The following is an 18665-nucleotide window of genomic DNA, read 5'->3' as shown; positions in this document are numbered from 1 at the left end:
TAGCGCGAGCGGGGGCGGGTTTTCAGCCTATCCGATGTTCGCCGTTCACCAGCGCTTCGCGGTTAAAGAAGCGCTGAATCACGCCTTCCGCCATAAACGCCGCCCGGTCTGACATATGGGCAATCACATCGGCATCGTGGCTGACCAGCAGATAGGTCATTCCGTACTCCTGCTTTAGCCGATTGAGCAGATTCAGTATTTCCGCCTGCACCGACATATCCAGCGCCGACGTTGGCTCATCCAGCAGCAGAATCTTTGGCCGCAGCAGCAGCGCGCGAGCAATCGCCACCCGCTGGCGCTGGCCGCCGGAAAGCTGGTGCGGATAGCGGCGCGCGGTGTCGGCAGGCAGCCCCACCTCTTGCAGGGCGGTGGACACCCGCTGTTCGATCTCGCCGATAGCGTGAATTTTCAGCGGCTCCGCCAGCGTGCGCCATAGCGTATGATTGGGATGCAGCGAGGCGTACGGGTCCTGAAACACCATCTGTACGTTGCGCCGCAGCTCGCCCTGAAAACGCGCGCCCGGCGTAATGGCCTTATCGAACAGTTCAACGCGGCCGCGCCAGTCCCGCTGCAGCCCGGCTAATACCCGCAGAATCGTTGATTTTCCGCAGCCGGATGCGCCGATCAGGCTGAACGTTTCTCCCGCGTCAACGGCAAAGCTGGCGGCGGAAACCGCGGTTTTTTCGCCAAAAATAACCTGTAAATCCTTGAGATTAACGACCACCATGCGCAGCCTCCGTCAAGTTCAGGGTTCGGTCGAGGGTCGGCAGCATCTGACCGTAAGTTTGCGCGGCCGGGCGACAGGTCCAGAGCGTACGGGTGTAGGGATGCGTCGCCTTCGGCAGATCTCGCGCCGCCATCTCATCGACCTTTTCCCCTTGATACAGGACCAGCACCCGCTGGCAGTGCTCGGCCACCAGCGGCAGGTCGTGGCTAATCAACAGCATCGCCATCCGCCGCTGTTCGCACTGCTCTACCAGCAGTTCGAGGATCTGATTACGCAGCCGGGCATCGAGGGCTGAAGTGGGCTCATCGGCGATCAGCACCTGCGGATTATTGAGCAGCGCAAGGGCTATCATCACCCGCTGGCCCATCCCGCCGGAGAGTTCGCCTGGATAACGGTTGAGCACCGGTAAATCCAGACCGACGGCGGCAACGGCGGCTTTGACCGCCTCCAGCCGCGCGCGGCGGCTAAGGCGCTGATGCAGAGTTAATGCCTCTTCCAGCTGCGCCTGAATGCTTTTTACCGGATTGAGCGCGTAGCGCGGGTCCTGCAGCACCATCGCTATATCGTTGCCGCGTAGCTCGCGCCAGCCGCGTTCGCGAAGGGTTAATGCGTCGCGCCCCAGCACGTTGAGCGCCTCGGCGCTGACGACGCCGGGCCGGCGTACCAGCCCCATCAGGGCGCGGGCGGTCATGGATTTACCGGAGCCGGATTCGCCGACCAGCGCCAGCCGCTCGTTGCCGAGCGTGAAGCTTAAATGGTCCACCACTCTGGCGGTGGGATAGTCGATGGTCAGTCCCTGAACGATCAGGCGAGGATCAGTCATGTTGCGGCTCCAGAACGTCGCGCAGGCCATCGCCCAGCAGGTTAAACGCCAGGCTGGCGATCAGGATAACGGCGCCAGGGGCGGCGGCGATCCACCACTGGTCGAAAATGACCTGCATGCCGTCGGCGATCATCGCGCCCCATTCCGCCATTGGCGGGCGGGCGCCGAGGCCGAGGAAGCCGAGACCGGCAGCGGCGAGAATAATCCCGGCTAAATCCAGCGCCAGCCGGACGATAGCTGAGGGCAGGCAGAGCGGCAGAATATGACCCATCAGCAGACGCCAGCCGCGAATGCCCATCATCTCCGCCGCCGCCAGATAGTCGCTGTGGCGCAGGCGCTGAATTTCGCTGCGCGCCTGACGGGCGTAAGCGGGCCAGGTCGTTAGCGCCAGCGCCAGGGCGCCGTTCACCAGGCCCGGGCCGAGCATCGCGACAAACGCGAAGGCCAGAATCAGCCGCGGCATCGACATTACCACGTCGGTAAAACGCATCAGCACGCGCTCCAGCCAGCCGCCGTAATAGCCGGACAGGATCCCCACCAGCAGACCGGCGGGGAGCGTAATCGCCGTCACCAGCGCGACCAGCCCCAGCGCCGGACGGGCGCCGAAAATCAGCCTTGAGAGAAGATCGCGGCCGTAGCTGTCGGTGCCGAGCCAGTGCCGCGGGCCCGGACCCTGCAGCCGCGCGGCGGCGTCCTGCCAGTTCGGGTCGAGAGGAGCCAGCCAGGGCGCAAAGAGCGCAATCAGCAGGAGTACCGTAATGATGATCAGGCCGCAAAAGGCGGCGGGAGAACGGCGCAGGCGGCGTAAAAAAAGGTAGCCAGGCATCAGCGTATCCTCGGATCGGTCAGCCGCACCAGCAGGTCGGTGAGGTTATTAATCAGCACAAAGCTCGCGCCGATCAGCAGCGTACCGCCCATAATCGCCGTGGTATCGCCGGCAAAGAGCGCGGTGGTCAGATAGCGGCCAATTCCCGGCCAGGAGAAGACGGTTTCGGTCAACACCGCGCCTTCCAGCATGGAGGTCCAGGCGAGGGCGGTCACCGTCAGCAGGGTGCCGCGGATATTGGGCAGGACGTGACGCAGCAGAATCGTCATCTCACCGGCCCCTTTGGCGCGCGCCAGCAGGATGTACTCTTTGTTCATTTCGCTCAGGCAGGCGGAACGGGTCAGGCGGGTGATGCTCGCCAGAGAATAATAGGCCAGCAGCAGCACCGGCAGCAGCAGGTGCCCGGCGGCGTTTTTAACCGCCTCTTTATCACCCGAGAGCCAGGTATCAATGAGCGCAAAGCCGGTGCGCGGTTCGACGGTGTACTGATAGATATCGTCCAGCCGCCCCGGCCCCGGCGTCCACTGCAGTTTGGCGTAAAACAGCGCCAGCATCAGCAGACCGAGCCAGAAGATCGGCACCGAGTTGCCGAGCAGCGTAAAGGTGCGCATCGCCAGATCCCACGGCGAGCCGACGTAGCGGGCGCAGAGAACGCCTGCGATAACGCCCGACAGCGCGCCGATAATCAGCGCCAGCGTGGCCAGTTCGAGGGTGGCCGGGAACGCGGCAAGCAGGTCGTGCAGCACCGGCTGGCCGGTTGAGCTGGCGATACCGAGATCGCCGTGGGCGAGATTCACCAGATAGCGCCAGAACTGCAGCGGCAACGGCTGGTCGAGGCCGAGCTGGTGGCGTACCTGATCATAGGTGGACTGACTGGCGTGGTCGCCGACGATTTGCAGCACCCGATCCACCGGCGACAGCGCCGAGAGCGCAAAGGTCACCAGCAGCAGGCCGAGCAGCGTCAGGGCCAGCGTCAGCAGTCCCTGAAACAGCGCGAGCAGGGGGCGTTTTGCGCGCCGCTCTGTTCGGGGAGGTAAAACAGCAGACATGGTTATTCCGTTGGTAAAAAGTACAGTGTTATCAGCTGGCGCGATCTGTTGTTGTAGCCCGGTCAGCGCAGCGCCACCGGGAAAACATAAGGTATCGGGGCCTGCGTTCCCGGAGGCGGCGCGTTGCGCCTGTCCGGGCTACCTGATCGTACCTGCCCCAGGCGTTATTTGGTTACCCGGTCATACCAGACCATATCGGCATTGAGACCCTGCTGATAACCTTTCACGTTATCGCGAACCACAATCTGGGTTTTACCCTGATCGATAAACACGTAAGGCGAACTGCGCTGCAGCGCCTCCTGCATGTTTTTATACAGATCCAGGCGCTTCGCTGCGTCCGGCTCGGCGACTGCCGCCAGGGTCGCTTTATTCAGCTCCGGGATCTGCCAGCCGTTTAGCCCGGCGACGGTACTGGATTTACCGTCGTTGTACGCAAAGGCGCTGGCGTTAGAGTGGGCATCGAAATAGTCAGGGATCCACAGCCGAATCGCCGCCTGATGCTGTTTGGCGCGCACGCGAGCATAGACCTGGCTACCCGCGGCCGGCAGCAAATCCACCTTCACGCCGCCCTGGGCGAAGCTCGCCTGCATCGACTGGGCTATGGTGATAAACGGCGGCTTGTTTTCGACGTCGAGGGTGAAATGCGCCTCTTTGATGCCCGCTTTAGCGAGGATGTCTTTGGCTTTTTGCGGGTTGAATGTAAACGGGTTATTGTCCAGCGCGCCCGGCAGGCCGACCGGCAGGAAGCTCTGATGGACGAAATATTGCCCCTTCAGCAAATCTTTCGTGATGCCGTTGTAATCTACCAGCCAGCGCGCCGCTTCCCAGAAGGCCGGGTTTTTCAGCAGCGGGTTGGCGCTGTTGCCGGTATTAAAGACCAGATAGTTCTGCTCAGCGGAAGGGATGCTGAGGACCTTGACGCCCGGTTTACCCTGTAGAGCCGCAATCTGGTCGGCGCCGAGATCGCGCGCCACGTCGGCATCACCCTGCTGGATGAGAAGACGACGTGAGGCCGGGTCCGGAACGTTCTTAATAATGATGCTTTTCAGCTTCGGCGCGCCGCCGGGTGCGCTGCTGTTGGCCTCCAGCACGATGGCCTGATGCGGCTGATAGACCCGCATTTTATACGCGCCGCTGCCCGCCGAGTGCATTTTCAGCCAGCCGTTACCGAAGTCGTTATCTTTGGCGTTCGGGGCGACCTGTTTCTCATCGACGATAGAGGCGATCGGCGTGGAGAGAATATTCAGCGCCACCGCCGGGCTGACGTCGGCGGTCCAGCGTAGCTCCAGGGTATGGTCGTCTACCTTCTTCAGCTGGCTGGCGATGTTGTCCGGCTGCCAGCCGAGGACGTTAAGAATAAACGCTGGCGATTTGTTCAGGATGACCGCGCGGGTGTACGAGTAAATGACATCTTCCGGGCGCAGCGGGTTACCGGAGGCGAATTTGGCGTCGGGCTTTAGCTTAATGGTCAGGGTTTTCGCCGCCGGATCGGCCTGCCAGCTTTCGGCCAGGATCGGGGTGATTTTTTCAGGGTTATCGCGGTCCGGCTGCACCAGGCGCTGATAAAGGCTCGGTACCGTCTGGATGCTGGAGAGCTCGTTGGCTTCCGCCGGGTCGAGGCTGACGATATCGTCGAGGCCCTGCGCGACCACCAGGGTCCCCGGCGGCGTGGCGGCGTGAACGGCGGCGGATAACGCGGCGAGCACCAGCAGCGGCAGCAGTTTTTTAGTCATATGTGATCCCTGAAAAAAGTTATTGTGATTATTGATGTTTCGCTACGTTAGGCCGCTTAATTACGGGCGTAAAGTCAAAGATCGGCTAAGTTTATGCTTAAAAAGCATAAGCAAGACCAAGGGGTTATGACGATCGATCGTACCGGGCATCTTCCGGCCATTCGCCTTTCTTGATATAACAATTTGATAACACTACGGGAGAGATAAGCGTGCCGGAAATTAATGAATTTGGTCAGCAGGTCAACGATCGCGTGCCAGGGTGGCAGGGCGCGGGACTTCTGCGCCGCACGGCGTTAAATGGCCGCTTTTGCCGGCTGGAGCCGCTGGATACCGAGCGGCACGCGGCGGATCTGTTTGCCGCCTATGCCCTCGGCGACGACAGCGACTGGACCTGGCTTGCCAGCACCTGCCCACAGAGCGTGGAGTCAACGGCGAACTGGATCACCGGTAAGGTTATGGACGACGGGCTGGTGCCGTATGCGGTTATCGATTTGCGCGCCGAGCGGGCCGTCGGGCTGGTCAGCTATATGGCGATTGAGCGGGCGATGGGCACGGTGGAGATAGGGCACGTCACCTGGTCGCGGGCGATGAAAAATACGCCGCTCGGGACCGAGGCGGTGTGGCTGCTGCTGCAAAATGGTTTTGCTCACGGCTATCGTCGGCTGGAGTGGAAGTGCGATTCGATGAATCTCGCCTCCCGCCGCGCCGCCGACCGGCTGGGGTTTACCTGGGAGGGGCGTCTTCGTCAGAGGATGGTGCGCAAAGGACGCACCCGCGATAGCGATATGCTGTCGATTATCGATAGCGAATGGCCCGCGCGCGACGCGGCGCTGCGGGCGTGGCTGGCGCCGGAGAACTTTGATGCTGATGGACGGCAGCTAAAGCGGCTGGAAGATTTTCGCTAGTTTTTCCTCACCCTAACCCTCTCCCGCAGGGAGAGGGGCGGGGGCTTACTCTTACCGGCGAACCGGCGCGCCGTTCGCCACGTAATACGCCGCGGTGCTCTTCGGCAGCGGCTGACGGCCGCGAATGGCGTCAGCCATTTTTTCGCCAATCATGATAGTGGTCGCGTTAAGGTTGCCGGTAATAATCTGCGGCATAATCGAGGCGTCGACCACGCGCAGGCCTTCCAGCCCGTGAACCCGACCTTCGCCATCCACCACCGCCATCTCGTCGTAGCCCATTTTACAGGTGCCGCACGGATGGAAGGCGGTTTCCGCATGATTGCGCACAAACTCATCCAGCTCGGCATCGCTCTGGCACTCCGCCCCCGGACTGATCTCCCGGCCGCGATAGTTATCCAGCGCCGGCTGATGCATGATTTCGCGGGTAATGCGAATCGCGTCGCGGAACTCCTGCCAGTCCTGTTCGCTGGACATATAGTTAAACAGAATCGCCGGATGTTCGTGCGGGTCGCGCGACTTCAGACGCACGTGGCCGCGGCTTGGGGAGCGCATGGAGCCGACGTGGCACTGGAATCCGTGCTCTTTCACCGCGTTTGAGCCGTTGTAGTTAATCGCGACCGGCAGGAAGTGGTACTGAATATTCGGCCACGCAAAGGCTTCCCGGCTGCGAATAAATCCGCCCGCTTCAAACTGGTTGCTGGCGCCGATGCCGGTCCCGCCGAACAGCCATTCGGCGCCGATTTTCGGCTGGTTCCACCACTGCAGCGCCGGGTAGAGCGACACCGGCTCTTTACATTCGTACTGCAGATACATCTCCAGATGATCCTGCAGGTTCTCGCCGACGCCGGGCAGGGCGTGAACCAGCGGAATATCGAACTGGCGCAACAGTTCCGGGCTGCCGACGCCGGAGCGCTGCAGGATTTGCGGCGAAGCGATGGCGCCCGCGCAGAGCAGCACTTCTTTACTGGCGGTGGCGTTTGACGGCGCGGTGCTGTCGCCCTCCAGCCACTCGACGCCGACGGCGCGCTTGCCGGCAAAAATAATGCGATCGGTCAGCGCATGGGTGCGAATGGTCAGATTGGGACGCGCGCGCGCCTGGTCGAGATAGCCGCGCGCGGTGCTGGCGCGGCGTCCCTGCGGCGTCACGGTACGATCCATGGGGCCAAACCCTTCCTGCTGGTAGCCGTTAAGATCGTCGGTGCGCGGGTAGCCGGCCTGTACGCCGGCTTCAATCATCGCGTGGAACAGCGGATTGTTGCCCTGCTTTGGCGTGGTGACGCTGACCGGGCCGTCGCCGCCGTGGTAGTCGTTGGCGCCAATATCGCGGGTTTCCGCTTTGCGGTAGTAGGGCAGGCAGTCGAGGTAGCTCCAGTGCTCAAGCCCCGGCGCCGAGGCCCAGTTATCGAGATCCATAGCGTTGCCGCGGATATAGCACATGCCGTTGATTAACGAGGACCCGCCGAGGCCCTTACCGCGTCCGCACTCCATGCGGCGATTGTTCATATGCGGTTCAGGCTCGGTCTCGTAGGCCCAGTTATAGCGCCGACCCTGTAGAGGAAAGGCCAGCGCGGCGGGCATCTGGGTGCGGAAGTCGAAACGGTAATCCGGGCCGCCCGCTTCCAGCAGCAGGACGGTGGTCTGGGGATCTTCCGTCAGTCGTGTAGCCAGTACGTTGCCGGCGGAACCGGCACCAATAATAATGTAGTCAAACTGCAAAAATGACCTCCTGGTTAAAATATGGATTGAAACTGACCCATCTCAACCTGGATGGATTTGACCTGGGTGTAGCTGTGCAGCGTCTGCACGCCGTTTTCGCGGCCAATACCGGAGTGCTTGTAGCCGCCGACCGGCATCTCCGCCGGGGATTCACCCCAGGTGTTGATCCAGCAGATCCCGGCCTCCAGCCGATGAATCAGGCGATGGGCGCGGTTTAAATCCGGCGTGACGACGCCGGCGGCGAGGCCGTATTCGGTGGCGTTGGCGCGGCGAACCGCTTCTTCCTCATCGTCGTAGCTCAGAATCGACATCACCGGGCCGAAGATCTCTTCGCGGACGATGGTCATCTGGTCATCGCAGTCGGTAAACACCGTCGGGGCGACCCACGCGCCGCGGTCGAAGCCTTCGCCTTTCAGCACCTCGCCGCCGCAGAGCAGGCGCGCGCCTTCTTGCTTGCCGATCGCGATGTAGCGCAGCACGTTATCGCGGTGCGGGAAGCTCACCAGCGGCCCGAAGTTGGTACTTTCAGCAAACGGATCGCCGGGGCGGATACGCGCCACGCGAGCGAGGATTTTCTCTTCAAACGCCGCCTTCAGGCGCGCCGGAACGAATACCCGGGTGCCGTTGGTGCAGACCTGTCCTGAGCTATAGAAGTTAGCCATCATCGCGATGTCGGCGGCGAGGTCGAGGTTGGCGTCTTCGCAGACGATCAGCGGCGATTTACCGCCCAGCTCCATGGTGACTTCCTTCAGCGAGGAGGCGGCGGAGTTGGCCATCACTTTTTTGCCGCTGGCGACGCCGCCGGTAAAGGAGATTTTGGCGATGTCCGGGTGCTCGGTGAGATACTGGCCGGTTTCGGCGCCCGTGCCCGGCAGCACGTTAAATACCCCCGCCGGCAGTCCCGCCTCGCGGTAAATTTCCGCCAGCTTCAGGGCGGTGAGCGGGGTGACTTCACTCGGCTTAAAGATCATCGCGTTACCGGCCGCCAGCGCCGGGGCTGATTTCCACAAGGCGATCTGGATTGGGTAGTTCCAGGCGCCGATCCCGGCGACGACGCCCAGCGGTTCCCGGCGGGTGTAGACGAATGCACTGTCGCGCAGCGGGATCTGGCTCCCTTCCAGCGCCGGGATCAGGCCCGCGTAGTACTCCAGCACATCGGCGCCGGTGACGATATCGACGGCGGCGGTTTCGCTCAGCGGTTTGCCGGTATCGAGAGTCTCCAGACGCGCCAGTTCATCGTTGCGATCGCGCAGAATATCGACCGCTTTACGCAGAATGCGCGAACGTTCCATGGCGCTCATCGCCGCCCAGATTTTTTGCCCTTTTTGGGCGCTCTTTACCGCCCGGTCGACGTCTTCGCGGCCGGCGGCCTGGACGGTCGCCAGCACTTCCCCGCTGGCGGGGTTAATCGTCTCGAAGGTTTTACCGCTGGTGGCGGAAACATAACCACCGTCGATGTAAAGCTGCTGTTCGGCCATTCGGGACATGGGTCCTCCATTAGTGAGAAGTCGGTGGCAGATATTTGCTGATGAAGTGCTCGGCGAGCGTTTCGGCGCGGGCTTTATCCAGCGGTTTACCGCTCAGCGCCGCGCGTAGCCACAGCCCGTCGATCAGCGCGGCGAGACCGTATCCGGCCTCCTGCGCCTCTTCGCGCGGCAGGGCGCGCTGAAACTCATAGACGATATTCGACAGCAGTCGCCGACTGCTGACCTGCTGCAGGCGATAGAGCATCGGCTGATGCATGCTGCTGGCCCAAAAGGCGAGCCAGGCCTTCATTGCCGCGCTGCTTATCTGGCTGTCGTCGAAGTTTCCCGCCACGATGGCGCGCAGGCGTTCCTGCGGGCCGGCGCCGGGCAGGGCGTGCAGACGGCCCAACACCGCCTGGCGCAGCTGGCCGGTGATATCGCGCATCGTCGCTTCCAGCAGCCCGTTCTTATCCTTGAAATAGTGGCTGATGATGCCGGTTGATACGCCAGCCCTCCGGGCGATCTGCGCGATGGTGGCATCGTGCATTCCCACTTCATTGATGGCGGCCAGGGTGGCGTCAATCAGCTGCCGCTGCCGTATCGGTTGCATCCCCAGTTTGGGCATTTCTCAGACTCCATTCATCAGCTTTGTTTATCTATTAAAGCGGTTTTTGATTGGACGTTCAATATAAAATGTGTCTTAATTGTTGCCGATTTTGGTTCTAATAGTTGCAAAAACAGTAAGGAGAATGGATGACAGACCTTTCGCCGAGCAGAGAAAAGGACAAAATCAATCCGGTGGTTTTTTACACTTCCGCCGGACTGATTTTGTTGTTTTCCCTGATGACTCTCTTCTTCAGCGATTTTTCCGCGGCCTGGATTGGCCGTACCCTGAACTGGGTTTCCCGCACCTTTGGCTGGTACTATTTGCTCGCCGCGACGCTCTATATCGTGTTTGTCGTGTGCATCGCCTGCTCGCGTTTCGGTTCGGTGAAGCTCGGGCCGGAACATTCGAAGCCGGAGTTTAGCGTGCTCAGCTGGGCGGCAATGCTGTTCGCCGCCGGTATCGGTATCGACCTGATGTTCTTCTCCGTCGCCGAACCGGTGACCCAGTATATGCAGCCGCCGGAAGGGGCGGGGCAGACCATGGAGGCGGCGCGCCAGGCGATGGTGTGGACGCTGTTTCACTACGGGCTGACCGGCTGGTCGATGTATGCCCTGATGGGGATGGCGCTGGGATACTTTAGCTATCGTTATAATTTACCCCTGACCATCCGCTCCGCGCTCTATCCGATCTTCGGCAAAAAGATTAATGGCCCAATCGGCCACAGCGTGGATATCGCCGCCGTTATCGGCACCATTTTTGGTATCGCCACCACGCTCGGGATTGGCGTGGTGCAGCTAAACTACGGCCTCAACGTGCTGTTTGATATTCCGGACTCGCTGGGCGCGAAAGCGGCGCTGATCGTGCTGTCGGTCATTATCGCCACCATCTCCGTGACCTCCGGGGTGGATAAAGGCATTCGTATTCTTTCCGAGCTTAACGTGGTGCTGGCCCTCGGGCTGATCCTGTTTGTCCTGTTTATGGGCGACACCGAGTTTCTGCTCAACGCGCTGGTGCTCAACGTTGGCGACTATGTGAATCGTTTTATGGGCATGACCCTGAACAGCTTCGCCTTCGATCGTCCGGTAGAGTGGATGAACAACTGGACCCTGTTCTTCTGGGCGTGGTGGGTGGCGTGGTCGCCGTTTGTCGGCCTGTTCCTGGCGCGTATTTCACGTGGACGCACCATTCGTCAGTTTGTGGTAGGAACGCTGATTATCCCGTTCACCTTTACCCTGCTGTGGCTGTCGGTTTTCGGCAATAGCGCGCTGTATGAAATCATCCACGGCAATGCGGCCTTCGCCGCCGAGGCAGTCGCCCACCCGGAGCGCGGCTTCTATAACCTGCTGGCGCAGTATCGCGCGTTTACCTTTAGCGCTTCGGTGGCGACGATTACCGGCCTGCTGTTCTATGTGACCTCCGCGGATTCCGGGGCGCTGGTGCTGGGTAACTTCACCTCGAAGCTGAAGGATATCAACAGCGATGCGCCAAACTGGCTGCGGATCTTCTGGTCGATGGTTATCGGCCTGCTGACCCTCGGGATGCTGATGACTAACGGCATTTCCGCCCTGCAGAACGCGACGGTGATTATGGGGCTGCCGTTTAGCTTCGTGATCTTCTTCGTGATGGCGGGGTTATATAAGTCGCTGAAGGTTGAGGATTATCGCCGCGAGAGCGCCAACCGCGACACCGCCCCGCGACCGCTCGGCGTGCAGGATCGCCTGAGCTGGAAGAAGCGCCTGTCGCGGCTGATGAACTATCCCGGCACGCGCTATACCCGCCAGATGATGGAGACGGTGTGCTTCCCGGCGATGGAAGAGGTGGCGCAGGAGCTGAAGCTGCGCGGCGCTTACGTCGAGCTGAAAAGCCTGCCGCCGGAAGAGGGAGACAGCCTGGGCCATCTTGACCTGCTGGTGCATATGGGCGACGAGCAGAACTTTGTTTATCAAATCTGGCCGCAGCAGTACTCCATTCCCGGCTTTACCTACCGGGCGCGCAGCGGGAAGTCGACCTACTATCGTCTGGAGACCTTCCTGCTGGAAGGGAGTCAGGGCAACGACCTGATGGACTACAGCAAAGAGCAGGTCATTACCGATATTCTTGACCAGTACGAGCGTCATTTGAACTTTATCCATCTGCATCGCGAAGCGCCGGGCAACAGCGTGACCTTTCCCGGAATGTAGGATATCTAAACGTTTTCTGAAAAAGGATTGCAGCTGGTTAAATATACAGTGAATTGCGCAGGGAAGCGTATGATGGCGGCGGGTGCCTGAGGCTTTCTGCGTTCAGGCTTAGGTGAGGATTCAGAAAGACGAAGCCCCAGGAGATGTTCCCATCAACCTGAGGCCTACAATCCAAACCTAGCACGTTGGATAGTAGCCTCTTCTTCGCATGGAGGCAACGAGATGCTGACAAAATACGCCCTGGTGGCAATCATCGTGCTGTGTCTGACAGCGCTGGGATTGACGTTAATGGTGCGCGACTCGCTGTGCGAGCTGAGCATCAAAGAACGTAGTATGGTGTTCAAGGCCGTTCTCGCTTACGAAACGAAGAAGTAGCCGGTATGCGGGGAGCTATCCCCGCTTATCCGCAGGCTGGGTAAGGAACCTTAAGGCACCTTTTTTCTGCTTATGGGGGCAGGATGGACGGCGAGAGAACATCGACCGGTTAAAACAATCGCGCCGCCACCCTGCATACTGCTTCGCTGACGTCAACCTCACCCTTACCGGCATTTTTCTACGCTAAATCCGTTCTACCAGCAGACAAAACCACCATCAACCACCAGGTCAACGCCGGTGCAGAACGAGGCGGCATCGCTGGCGAGGAACAGCGCCGGGCCGGCCATCTCCTCAACCTTCGCCATACGCTGGATCGGCGTCTGGCTTTCGAATTCGCGGGTCTGATGAACCATCTCAGGGCGCGTGTTCATCGGCGTGGCGGTATAGCCGGGGCTGATGGAGTTGACCCGAATCCCTTTGCCGATCCACTCCATCGCCAGGCTTTTTGACAGGTGGATAACGCCCGCTTTAGAGCAGTTGTAGTGCGCCTGATCGAGACCGCGGTTAACAATAATGCCGGACATCGAGGCGATATTAATAATCGAACCGCCGCCCGTTTCCTGCATCAGTTCGGCTTCCGCTTTGCAGGAGTTCCACACGCCGGTCAGGTTAATATCGATAACCCGCTGCCACTGCTCGGTTTCCATCTCCAGCGCCGGATTGGCGTTGGCAATCCCGGCGGCGTTGACGGCTATATCGAGGCGGCCAAAGCGGCTTTTCGCTAATGCCACGCCGGCGCGTAGGTCGCTAAGCTGGCGCACATCGCCGGTGTAGAAGCAGGCCTCTCCGCCGATGGCTTCAATATTTTTGACGGTTTCGGCGAGGCCGCCGTCTTCGCGGAGATCGAAGCAGACGACCCGAGCCCCCGCGCTGGCGAGCCCGTAAGCAATCATCTGGCCGATGCCGCTGCCCGCGCCGGTGACAAAGGCCACGCGGTCCTGCAGATTAAACAGCTGTTGGGCAAAATCTTTTGCGATCATAGTTATTACTCTCTAAAAAATATTCTTTAGCATGCCCGGTGTTGGCGTTCCCGGAGGCGGCGCGTTGCGCCTGTCCGGACTACGGGGCTTGTGCCGTCGGGTAGCCCGGACAGGTGCGCAGCACCGCCTCCGGGACATGATTTGTGTAGCCTGACCTGAAAAATGCCAGGCTGGCGGCATTACGACATAATCAAGCCGCCATCGATATTGATGGTCTGCCCGGTGAGGTAGCGCGCGTCGTCGGAGGCGAGAAACGCCACCAGCCCGGCAACGTCTTCCGGTTTGCCGGCGCGTTTCATCGGAATGCCTTCGACCCACTCCGCCATCAGCTCGCCTTTACCGTAGCGCTTCTGCTCGGTGCTGAGGATTTCGCCCCAGACGCGGTCGTTGTAATCCCACATCTCGCTTTCGATAATGCCCGGACAGAAGGCGTTAACGGTGATATTCCACGGCGCCAGCTCGTGCGCCAGGCTTTGGGTGATGCCGATCACGCCCATTTTGCTGGCGGCATAGTGCGGGGTGTAGATAAAGCCCTGACGACCCTGGCCGGAAGAAGTGTTAATCAGGCTACCGTGGTTCTGCTTGACCATATATTTGGCGGCTTCGCGGCAGCACAGCCAGACGCCGGTGGTGTTAACGGCCAGCACTTTTTCAAAGTCGGCCTTCGGCATGCGATCGTAATAGTCGATGGTGATCACGCCTGCGTTCTGGATAGAGACGTCGATGGTGCCGAAACGCGCTGCCGCCTGCTCGTACAGCGACTGCACCTGCGCTTCGTCGGTCACATCAACCTGTAACGACAGGATGTCGGCCTGGTAGCGCTGGCGGAGGGTTTCCGCCGTTTCGTGGACGCGCTCGGCGTTAGAGACCATCACCAGATTCGCGCCGTCGCGCGCAAAGCGCTCGGCAATACCTGCACCAATTCCGCGGCAGGCGCCGGTGATAACAACCGTTTTGTTGTGGAAATTTCTTTGCATGTTTTTCATCCCTTATTGAAGCCGGACGGCAGTGCGTCCGGCGGGGTAATAAATAGGTGATTAACTGGTGGCGCCTGCCGCCGCCAGCTTCTCCTCATGGCGGCGCATCAGGATGACTTTGTTCTGCAGTTTCTGCTGGAACTGGTCGACGACGACGGCGGTGACGATAACCACCCCCTTAATGACCATCTGCCAGAAATCGCTGACCCCCATCATCACCATGCCGTCGGCGAGGAAGACGATGACGAACGCGCCAATGATTGACCCGGTCACCCGGCCGCGACCGCCCGCCAGCGCGGTTCCGCCGAGCACGGTGGCGCCAATGGCGTCCATTTCGAACATATTGCCGGTCATCGGGTGCGCGGTTTGCAGCTGCGAGGCGACGATAAGGCCGACGAACGCTGAGCACAGGCCGGAGAAGGCGTAAACGAAGATTTTTGCCTTGACGATAGGCACGCCGGCCAGGCGTGCGGCGGATTCGTTACCGCCGATAGCGTAGATATAGCGGCCCAGCGGGGTTTTGGTGGTCAGCCAGTAGCCCAGCAGCAGGAAGCCGATCATCAGCCAGATTGGCAGATAGATGCCCAACAGCGTCCCGGATCCCAGGGTGGAGAAACCGGTGTTGCCCAGCGCTTCCATGCCGTTGAGGTTGGGGTAGGTGCTGCCGTCGTTGAACAGCAGCGCCGAGCCTCTGGCGACATACATCATGCCCAGGGTGCAGATAAAGGGCGCGACGCCGAAGCGGGTGATGACCGCGCCGTTAACGAAGCCAACCAGCACGCCGAAGAGCGCCACGCAGAGGATAACTTCCGGTACGTTGAAGAAGATAACGCTGCCGTTCCATAAGGGCAGGCCGTTGGTTAACAGCGCCCCGGCCACCATGCCGCAGATGCCGGCCACGGCGCCGACGGAGAGGTCGATACCGCCCGTCAGGATAACCAGCGTCATGCCGATGGCCAGCAGGCCGGTGATGGCCACGTGCTGGGTCATAATCAGCAGGTTAGATGTGGTCAGGAAATTCGGTACCATCACGCTGAAGAACGCGATAACCAGCAGCAGAGCGATGAACGTTCTGGCCTTCAGCAGGTACATATAAATCATATATTTCTGGTTCATGATGGGTTCCAGCCTGATTAATCTTGAGGTGTTGAAGCCGCGATTAATTTTTCGCGGGTCACCGCATGACGCGGTAAATCGGCGGTAATCCGACCGTCGGCCATGACCAGGATGCGATCCGCCAGCGCCATCACTTCATCCAGCTCCGATGAAGAGAACATCACTGCCAGACCCTGCTGGGCCATTTTGCCGATCAGATGATAAACGTCGGTTTTCGCGCCGACGTCGATACCGCGAGTGGGCTCATCGAGAAACACCACTTCCGGCTTCGTCATCAACGCCTTGCCGAGCACCACCTTTTGTTGGTTGCCGCCGCTGAGCGAGGTGACAGGCAGATCGGGGTCGCTCACCTTGATTGCCAGTTCGCGAATCATCTCTTTGACGCAGGCGATTTCTTTCTGCGGATTCAGCCATTTCCACGCCCGGCGAAATCCCTGCAGGCTGAAATCGGATAAGGTCATATTCGATTGAATCGACATCATCTGCACCACGCCTTCGCCCTGACGGTCTTCAGGCACCAGCGCCAGCCCTTTTTTCAGCCGCGCCTGGAACGGGGCCTTTTCGATATTTTCGCCGTTGAGATGGACGTTACCGCTCTGGCAGGGCATCAGGCCGACCAGACCTTTAAACAGCTCCGTGCGTCCGGCGCCGAGCAGGCCGTAGATGCCGATCACTTCTCCCTTACTTAAGGTAAAGGTCACATCGTTGAGCTTATAGCCGCCGCTGGGGTGCAGCGCCGTCAGGCCTTCAACGGCAAGGACCGCTTCGCCTTTCGGCGCCGGCCGGTAGTCGAAATGTTTTTTCTTATCGCCGACCATCTGTTCGATAATCCACGGAATACTGGCGTCGCTGACCTCGCGCTCGCTGATAAAGCGCCCGTCGCGGAAAATAGTGATGTGGTCGCCAATTTCCATCAGCTCTTCCAGACGGTGGGAAATATAGATAATGGTGACGCCGCGGCGTTTAAGCTGTTCGATCACGTTAAACAGGATTTTGACTTCCGACTGGCTGAGCGCGGAAGTGGGTTCATCCATAATTAATACCCGGGTGTCCTTAGAAAGCGCGCGCGCAATTTCCACCAGCTGCTGATGGCCAATGCCTAATTCGCCAAGCTGGGTGTAGGGATCGACATTCAGCTCCAGTCTTTCCAGTAATGATTTGGCTAACTCATATTGATATTTTTCGTTAATCTTCCCTTTTTGAAAGAATTCGTTAGCCATAAAAATATTATCCATGACGTTCATATTCGGGAATAAATTTAATTCCTGAAAAATGATGCTGATTCCCTGCTTTTCAGCCTGGTGCGTTGAGCTAAGGGTCACCGGGGCGCCATCAAGAATAATTTGACCGGAAGAGGGTGTTTCAACGCCAGCAAGCATTTTCATCATGGTGGATTTACCCGCACCATTTTCACCGATCAGAACGTTTACTTTATTTCGATAGACCCGGTAATTCACGCTATCTAAGGCGACAACGCCCGGATAAACGCGAGATAATTCGCGAGTTTCGATAATAACTTCAGAGTCGACTGGTTGGGAATTGACGAGTTCTTGCCGCTGCATGTTATTGCCCTCCCAAACGAACAATTTTGGCTGGCGTAATATCAGGCACGGTCTGCGGAATATCCCAGGCCGAGAACACGCCGTACACCTGTACCGCTTCGCCGGTTTTCACCTGCGCCGTCTGGATCATCTTGACCGCATGTTCGTTAATCGCCCGGCTATATTCGCCAAACAGCACCTGATCGTTAAAGTCCTGATAGCTGGCGCCCTGATAGCCGTCGCGTAATAATGTGCCGCGCAGCGTTGGGCCAATTTGCACCACCACGTTGCCGCCGCTGATATCCTCAATCGTCATTTTTCCGCTGCGCGAAGCGGAATCAATTTTACTGATATTGCCTTCGACTTTGACGTAAAACACGCAGGGGTTTTCGTCCTGAGCGCGATAGCCTAAGGTTTTGCAGGCGCTATCGATATCTTTCGCCGCGCGCAGGGCGGTCATCAGCTCGGCAACGGGGCGGGCTTTAGCCACAACCTGGGGAACCAGCTGGTCTTGCCATGTCCGATCGATATCCGCCATATGCGGGTTGGGCGGAGATTTAAGATCGGCCAGCTCCTGCTGAGAGACAATACGACAGCCCCCGAGCGCAAGAATAACCAGCGTCAGCGAGATTTTTTTATACATAATACGCTCCTGTGCGCCCCGGACGGGGCGCAACAACCCGAAATCAGGATTTGATATTGAAGTCCTGCACTTTGTCTGCATTGTCCTGAGTAATCAGAATGCCGCGGAACATCACGCGCTGCTTGGCCGGTTTTTCACCTTTTTGCAGGTAGTTATCGAGGTCGGTCACCCCCTGAGCGGCGATGGCCTGCGCCTGAAGCATCACGGTGGCCTGCAGGGTGCCGGCTTTTACCGCGTCGCGCTCATCGTTGCTGCCATCGATACCGACCACCACCACATCGTTACGGTTCGCGGCTTTCAGCGCGGCAATGGCGCCGAGGGCCACAGGACCGTTGCCGCAAATCACGCCTTTCACGTCGGGGTGCGCCTGCAGAATACTGTCCATAATGCGCTTGCCGTCGATTAAGGTGCCTTTCGCGTCCTGCTTAGCGACGCTGACCATATCCGGGTACTGGTCAATCACCTGGTGGAAAGATTTAGAGCGGGTCACGCAGTTATTATCCGCAAGGTTACAGGTCAGTTCGGCATATTTGCCTTTCTCCGCCATTTTCTCGACAAATACGTTGGCGACTTCAGAACCGGCCTGGAAGTTATTATGGGTAATTTGCTCCAGCGCGATATCATCGACAGGAATTTCGCGGTTAATTAAAACCACCGGAATACCCGCTTTCTTCGCTTTTTCAATGGCGGCGACGCTGGCGGTGGAGTCGGCGTTATCCAGAATAATGCCCTGAACTTTTTTACCGATGGCGGTATCGATCAGCTCATTCTGTTTTTTGACATCTTCACCATGCGACAAAATGGTGGTCTGGTAGCCCAGCTCTTTAGCTTTCTCGCTGGCGCCCTTGGCTTCAGAGGCGTAATAGGGGTTATCCAGCGAGTTAACCATGATCATGATGGTGCCTTTTTCTGCCGCCTGGGCAGCGAAAGAAAAGGCGGTCAGGGTAGCAGCGGTTAAAAGCGTTAAACGTAATTTCATGACAATTTTCTCTCTTGGTTGT

At 59.1% G+C, this 18665-nt stretch carries 17 protein-coding genes; 3 read left to right on the top strand and 14 right to left on the bottom strand.

Annotated elements, in window-relative coordinates:
- Window positions 1-22 precede the first annotated feature (22 nt).
- The 5 genes from F8562_RS28610 to F8562_RS28590 all read right to left on the bottom strand — a co-directional run bounded on the left by F8562_RS28610 (window position 23) and on the right by F8562_RS28590 (window position 5158).
- Entirely contained in the window at window positions 23-727 is a 705-nt protein-coding gene (locus tag F8562_RS28610) for an ABC transporter ATP-binding protein (protein ID WP_014837756.1), read from the bottom strand.
- The gene (locus F8562_RS28605; RefSeq protein ID WP_094909243.1) at window positions 714-1550 is read right to left on the bottom strand and encodes an ABC transporter ATP-binding protein; all 837 of its coding nucleotides are present in this window, start codon (window positions 1548-1550) and stop codon (window positions 714-716) included. The genes F8562_RS28610 and F8562_RS28605 overlap by 14 nt, the downstream gene beginning before the upstream one ends.
- Window positions 1543-2376 (bottom strand): ABC transporter permease, encoded by an 834-nt coding sequence (locus tag F8562_RS28600; protein ID WP_014228333.1) that lies wholly within the window; start codon window positions 2374-2376, stop codon window positions 1543-1545. Before F8562_RS28600 ends, F8562_RS28605 begins: the two co-directional genes overlap by 8 nt.
- The gene (locus tag F8562_RS28595; protein WP_014837758.1) at window positions 2376-3425 is read right to left on the bottom strand and encodes an ABC transporter permease; all 1050 of its coding nucleotides are present in this window, start codon (window positions 3423-3425) and stop codon (window positions 2376-2378) included. Before F8562_RS28595 ends, F8562_RS28600 begins: the two co-directional genes overlap by 1 nt.
- 164 nt (window positions 3426-3589) lie before the next feature.
- On the bottom strand, window positions 3590-5158 hold the full coding sequence (locus F8562_RS28590) for an ABC transporter substrate-binding protein (RefSeq protein WP_014228335.1): 1569 nt from the start codon (window positions 5156-5158) through the stop codon (window positions 3590-3592).
- A 209-nt stretch (window positions 5159-5367) separates the two neighbouring features.
- Here F8562_RS28590 and F8562_RS28585 point away from each other — a divergent pair, with 209 nt between their 5' ends.
- Entirely contained in the window at window positions 5368-6063 is a 696-nt protein-coding gene (locus tag F8562_RS28585) for a GNAT family N-acetyltransferase (RefSeq protein WP_014228336.1), read from the top strand.
- A gap of 51 nt (window positions 6064-6114) precedes the next feature.
- Here F8562_RS28585 and betA read toward each other — a convergent pair whose 3' ends face one another.
- From betA to betI, 3 genes are read right to left on the bottom strand one after another with little or no spacing between them, the layout of a single operon-like run.
- Window positions 6115-7779, bottom strand: coding sequence for a choline dehydrogenase (gene betA, locus F8562_RS28580; RefSeq protein ID WP_014837759.1), 1665 nt, complete (start codon window positions 7777-7779; stop codon window positions 6115-6117).
- Between the two features lie 14 nt (window positions 7780-7793).
- On the bottom strand, window positions 7794-9266 hold the full coding sequence (betB, locus tag F8562_RS28575) for a betaine-aldehyde dehydrogenase (RefSeq protein WP_014837760.1): 1473 nt from the start codon (window positions 9264-9266) through the stop codon (window positions 7794-7796).
- Between the two features lie 10 nt (window positions 9267-9276).
- Window positions 9277-9870, bottom strand: coding sequence for a transcriptional regulator BetI (gene betI, locus F8562_RS28570; protein ID WP_014228339.1), 594 nt, complete (start codon window positions 9868-9870; stop codon window positions 9277-9279).
- Between the two features lie 128 nt (window positions 9871-9998).
- Here betI and F8562_RS28565 point away from each other — a divergent pair, with 128 nt between their 5' ends.
- Complete coding sequence (locus tag F8562_RS28565; protein WP_014837761.1) at window positions 9999-12032, top strand: choline transporter; 2034 nt, start codon at window positions 9999-10001, stop codon at window positions 12030-12032.
- Window positions 12033-12254: 222 nt separating this feature from the next.
- Window positions 12255-12407: a Hok/Gef family protein gene (locus F8562_RS28560; protein ID WP_014837762.1), complete on the top strand. Its 153-nt coding sequence runs from the start codon at window positions 12255-12257 to the stop codon at window positions 12405-12407.
- A gap of 194 nt (window positions 12408-12601) precedes the next feature.
- Here F8562_RS28560 and F8562_RS28555 read toward each other — a convergent pair whose 3' ends face one another.
- From F8562_RS28555 to F8562_RS28530, 6 genes are all read right to left on the bottom strand, one after another.
- Window positions 12602-13387, bottom strand: coding sequence for an SDR family oxidoreductase (locus tag F8562_RS28555; protein WP_004130297.1), 786 nt, complete (start codon window positions 13385-13387; stop codon window positions 12602-12604).
- 179 nt (window positions 13388-13566) lie between these two features.
- Entirely contained in the window at window positions 13567-14364 is a 798-nt protein-coding gene (locus F8562_RS28550; protein WP_014228342.1) for an SDR family oxidoreductase, read from the bottom strand.
- Window positions 14365-14424: 60 nt separating this feature from the next.
- The gene (locus F8562_RS28545; RefSeq protein ID WP_004848640.1) at window positions 14425-15480 is read right to left on the bottom strand and encodes an ABC transporter permease; all 1056 of its coding nucleotides are present in this window, start codon (window positions 15478-15480) and stop codon (window positions 14425-14427) included.
- A gap of 17 nt (window positions 15481-15497) precedes the next feature.
- Window positions 15498-17042 (bottom strand): sugar ABC transporter ATP-binding protein, encoded by a 1545-nt coding sequence (locus F8562_RS28540; RefSeq protein WP_014228343.1) that lies wholly within the window; start codon window positions 17040-17042, stop codon window positions 15498-15500.
- 1 nt (window position 17043) lies between these two features.
- Window positions 17044-17664 (bottom strand): DUF2291 family protein, encoded by a 621-nt coding sequence (locus F8562_RS28535; protein WP_014837765.1) that lies wholly within the window; start codon window positions 17662-17664, stop codon window positions 17044-17046.
- A gap of 43 nt (window positions 17665-17707) precedes the next feature.
- Complete coding sequence (locus tag F8562_RS28530) at window positions 17708-18643, bottom strand: D-ribose ABC transporter substrate-binding protein (RefSeq protein ID WP_004130307.1); 936 nt, start codon at window positions 18641-18643, stop codon at window positions 17708-17710.
- Window positions 18644-18665 lie beyond the last annotated feature (22 nt).

The sequence above is a fragment of the Klebsiella sp. RCJ4 genome (assembly GCF_009025755.1).
In the GTDB taxonomy this organism is placed as follows: domain Bacteria; phylum Pseudomonadota; class Gammaproteobacteria; order Enterobacterales; family Enterobacteriaceae; genus Klebsiella; species Klebsiella michiganensis.
The sequence above is the reverse complement of the archived record's forward strand: the minus strand, read 5'-3'. Positions and strand labels throughout refer to the sequence as shown.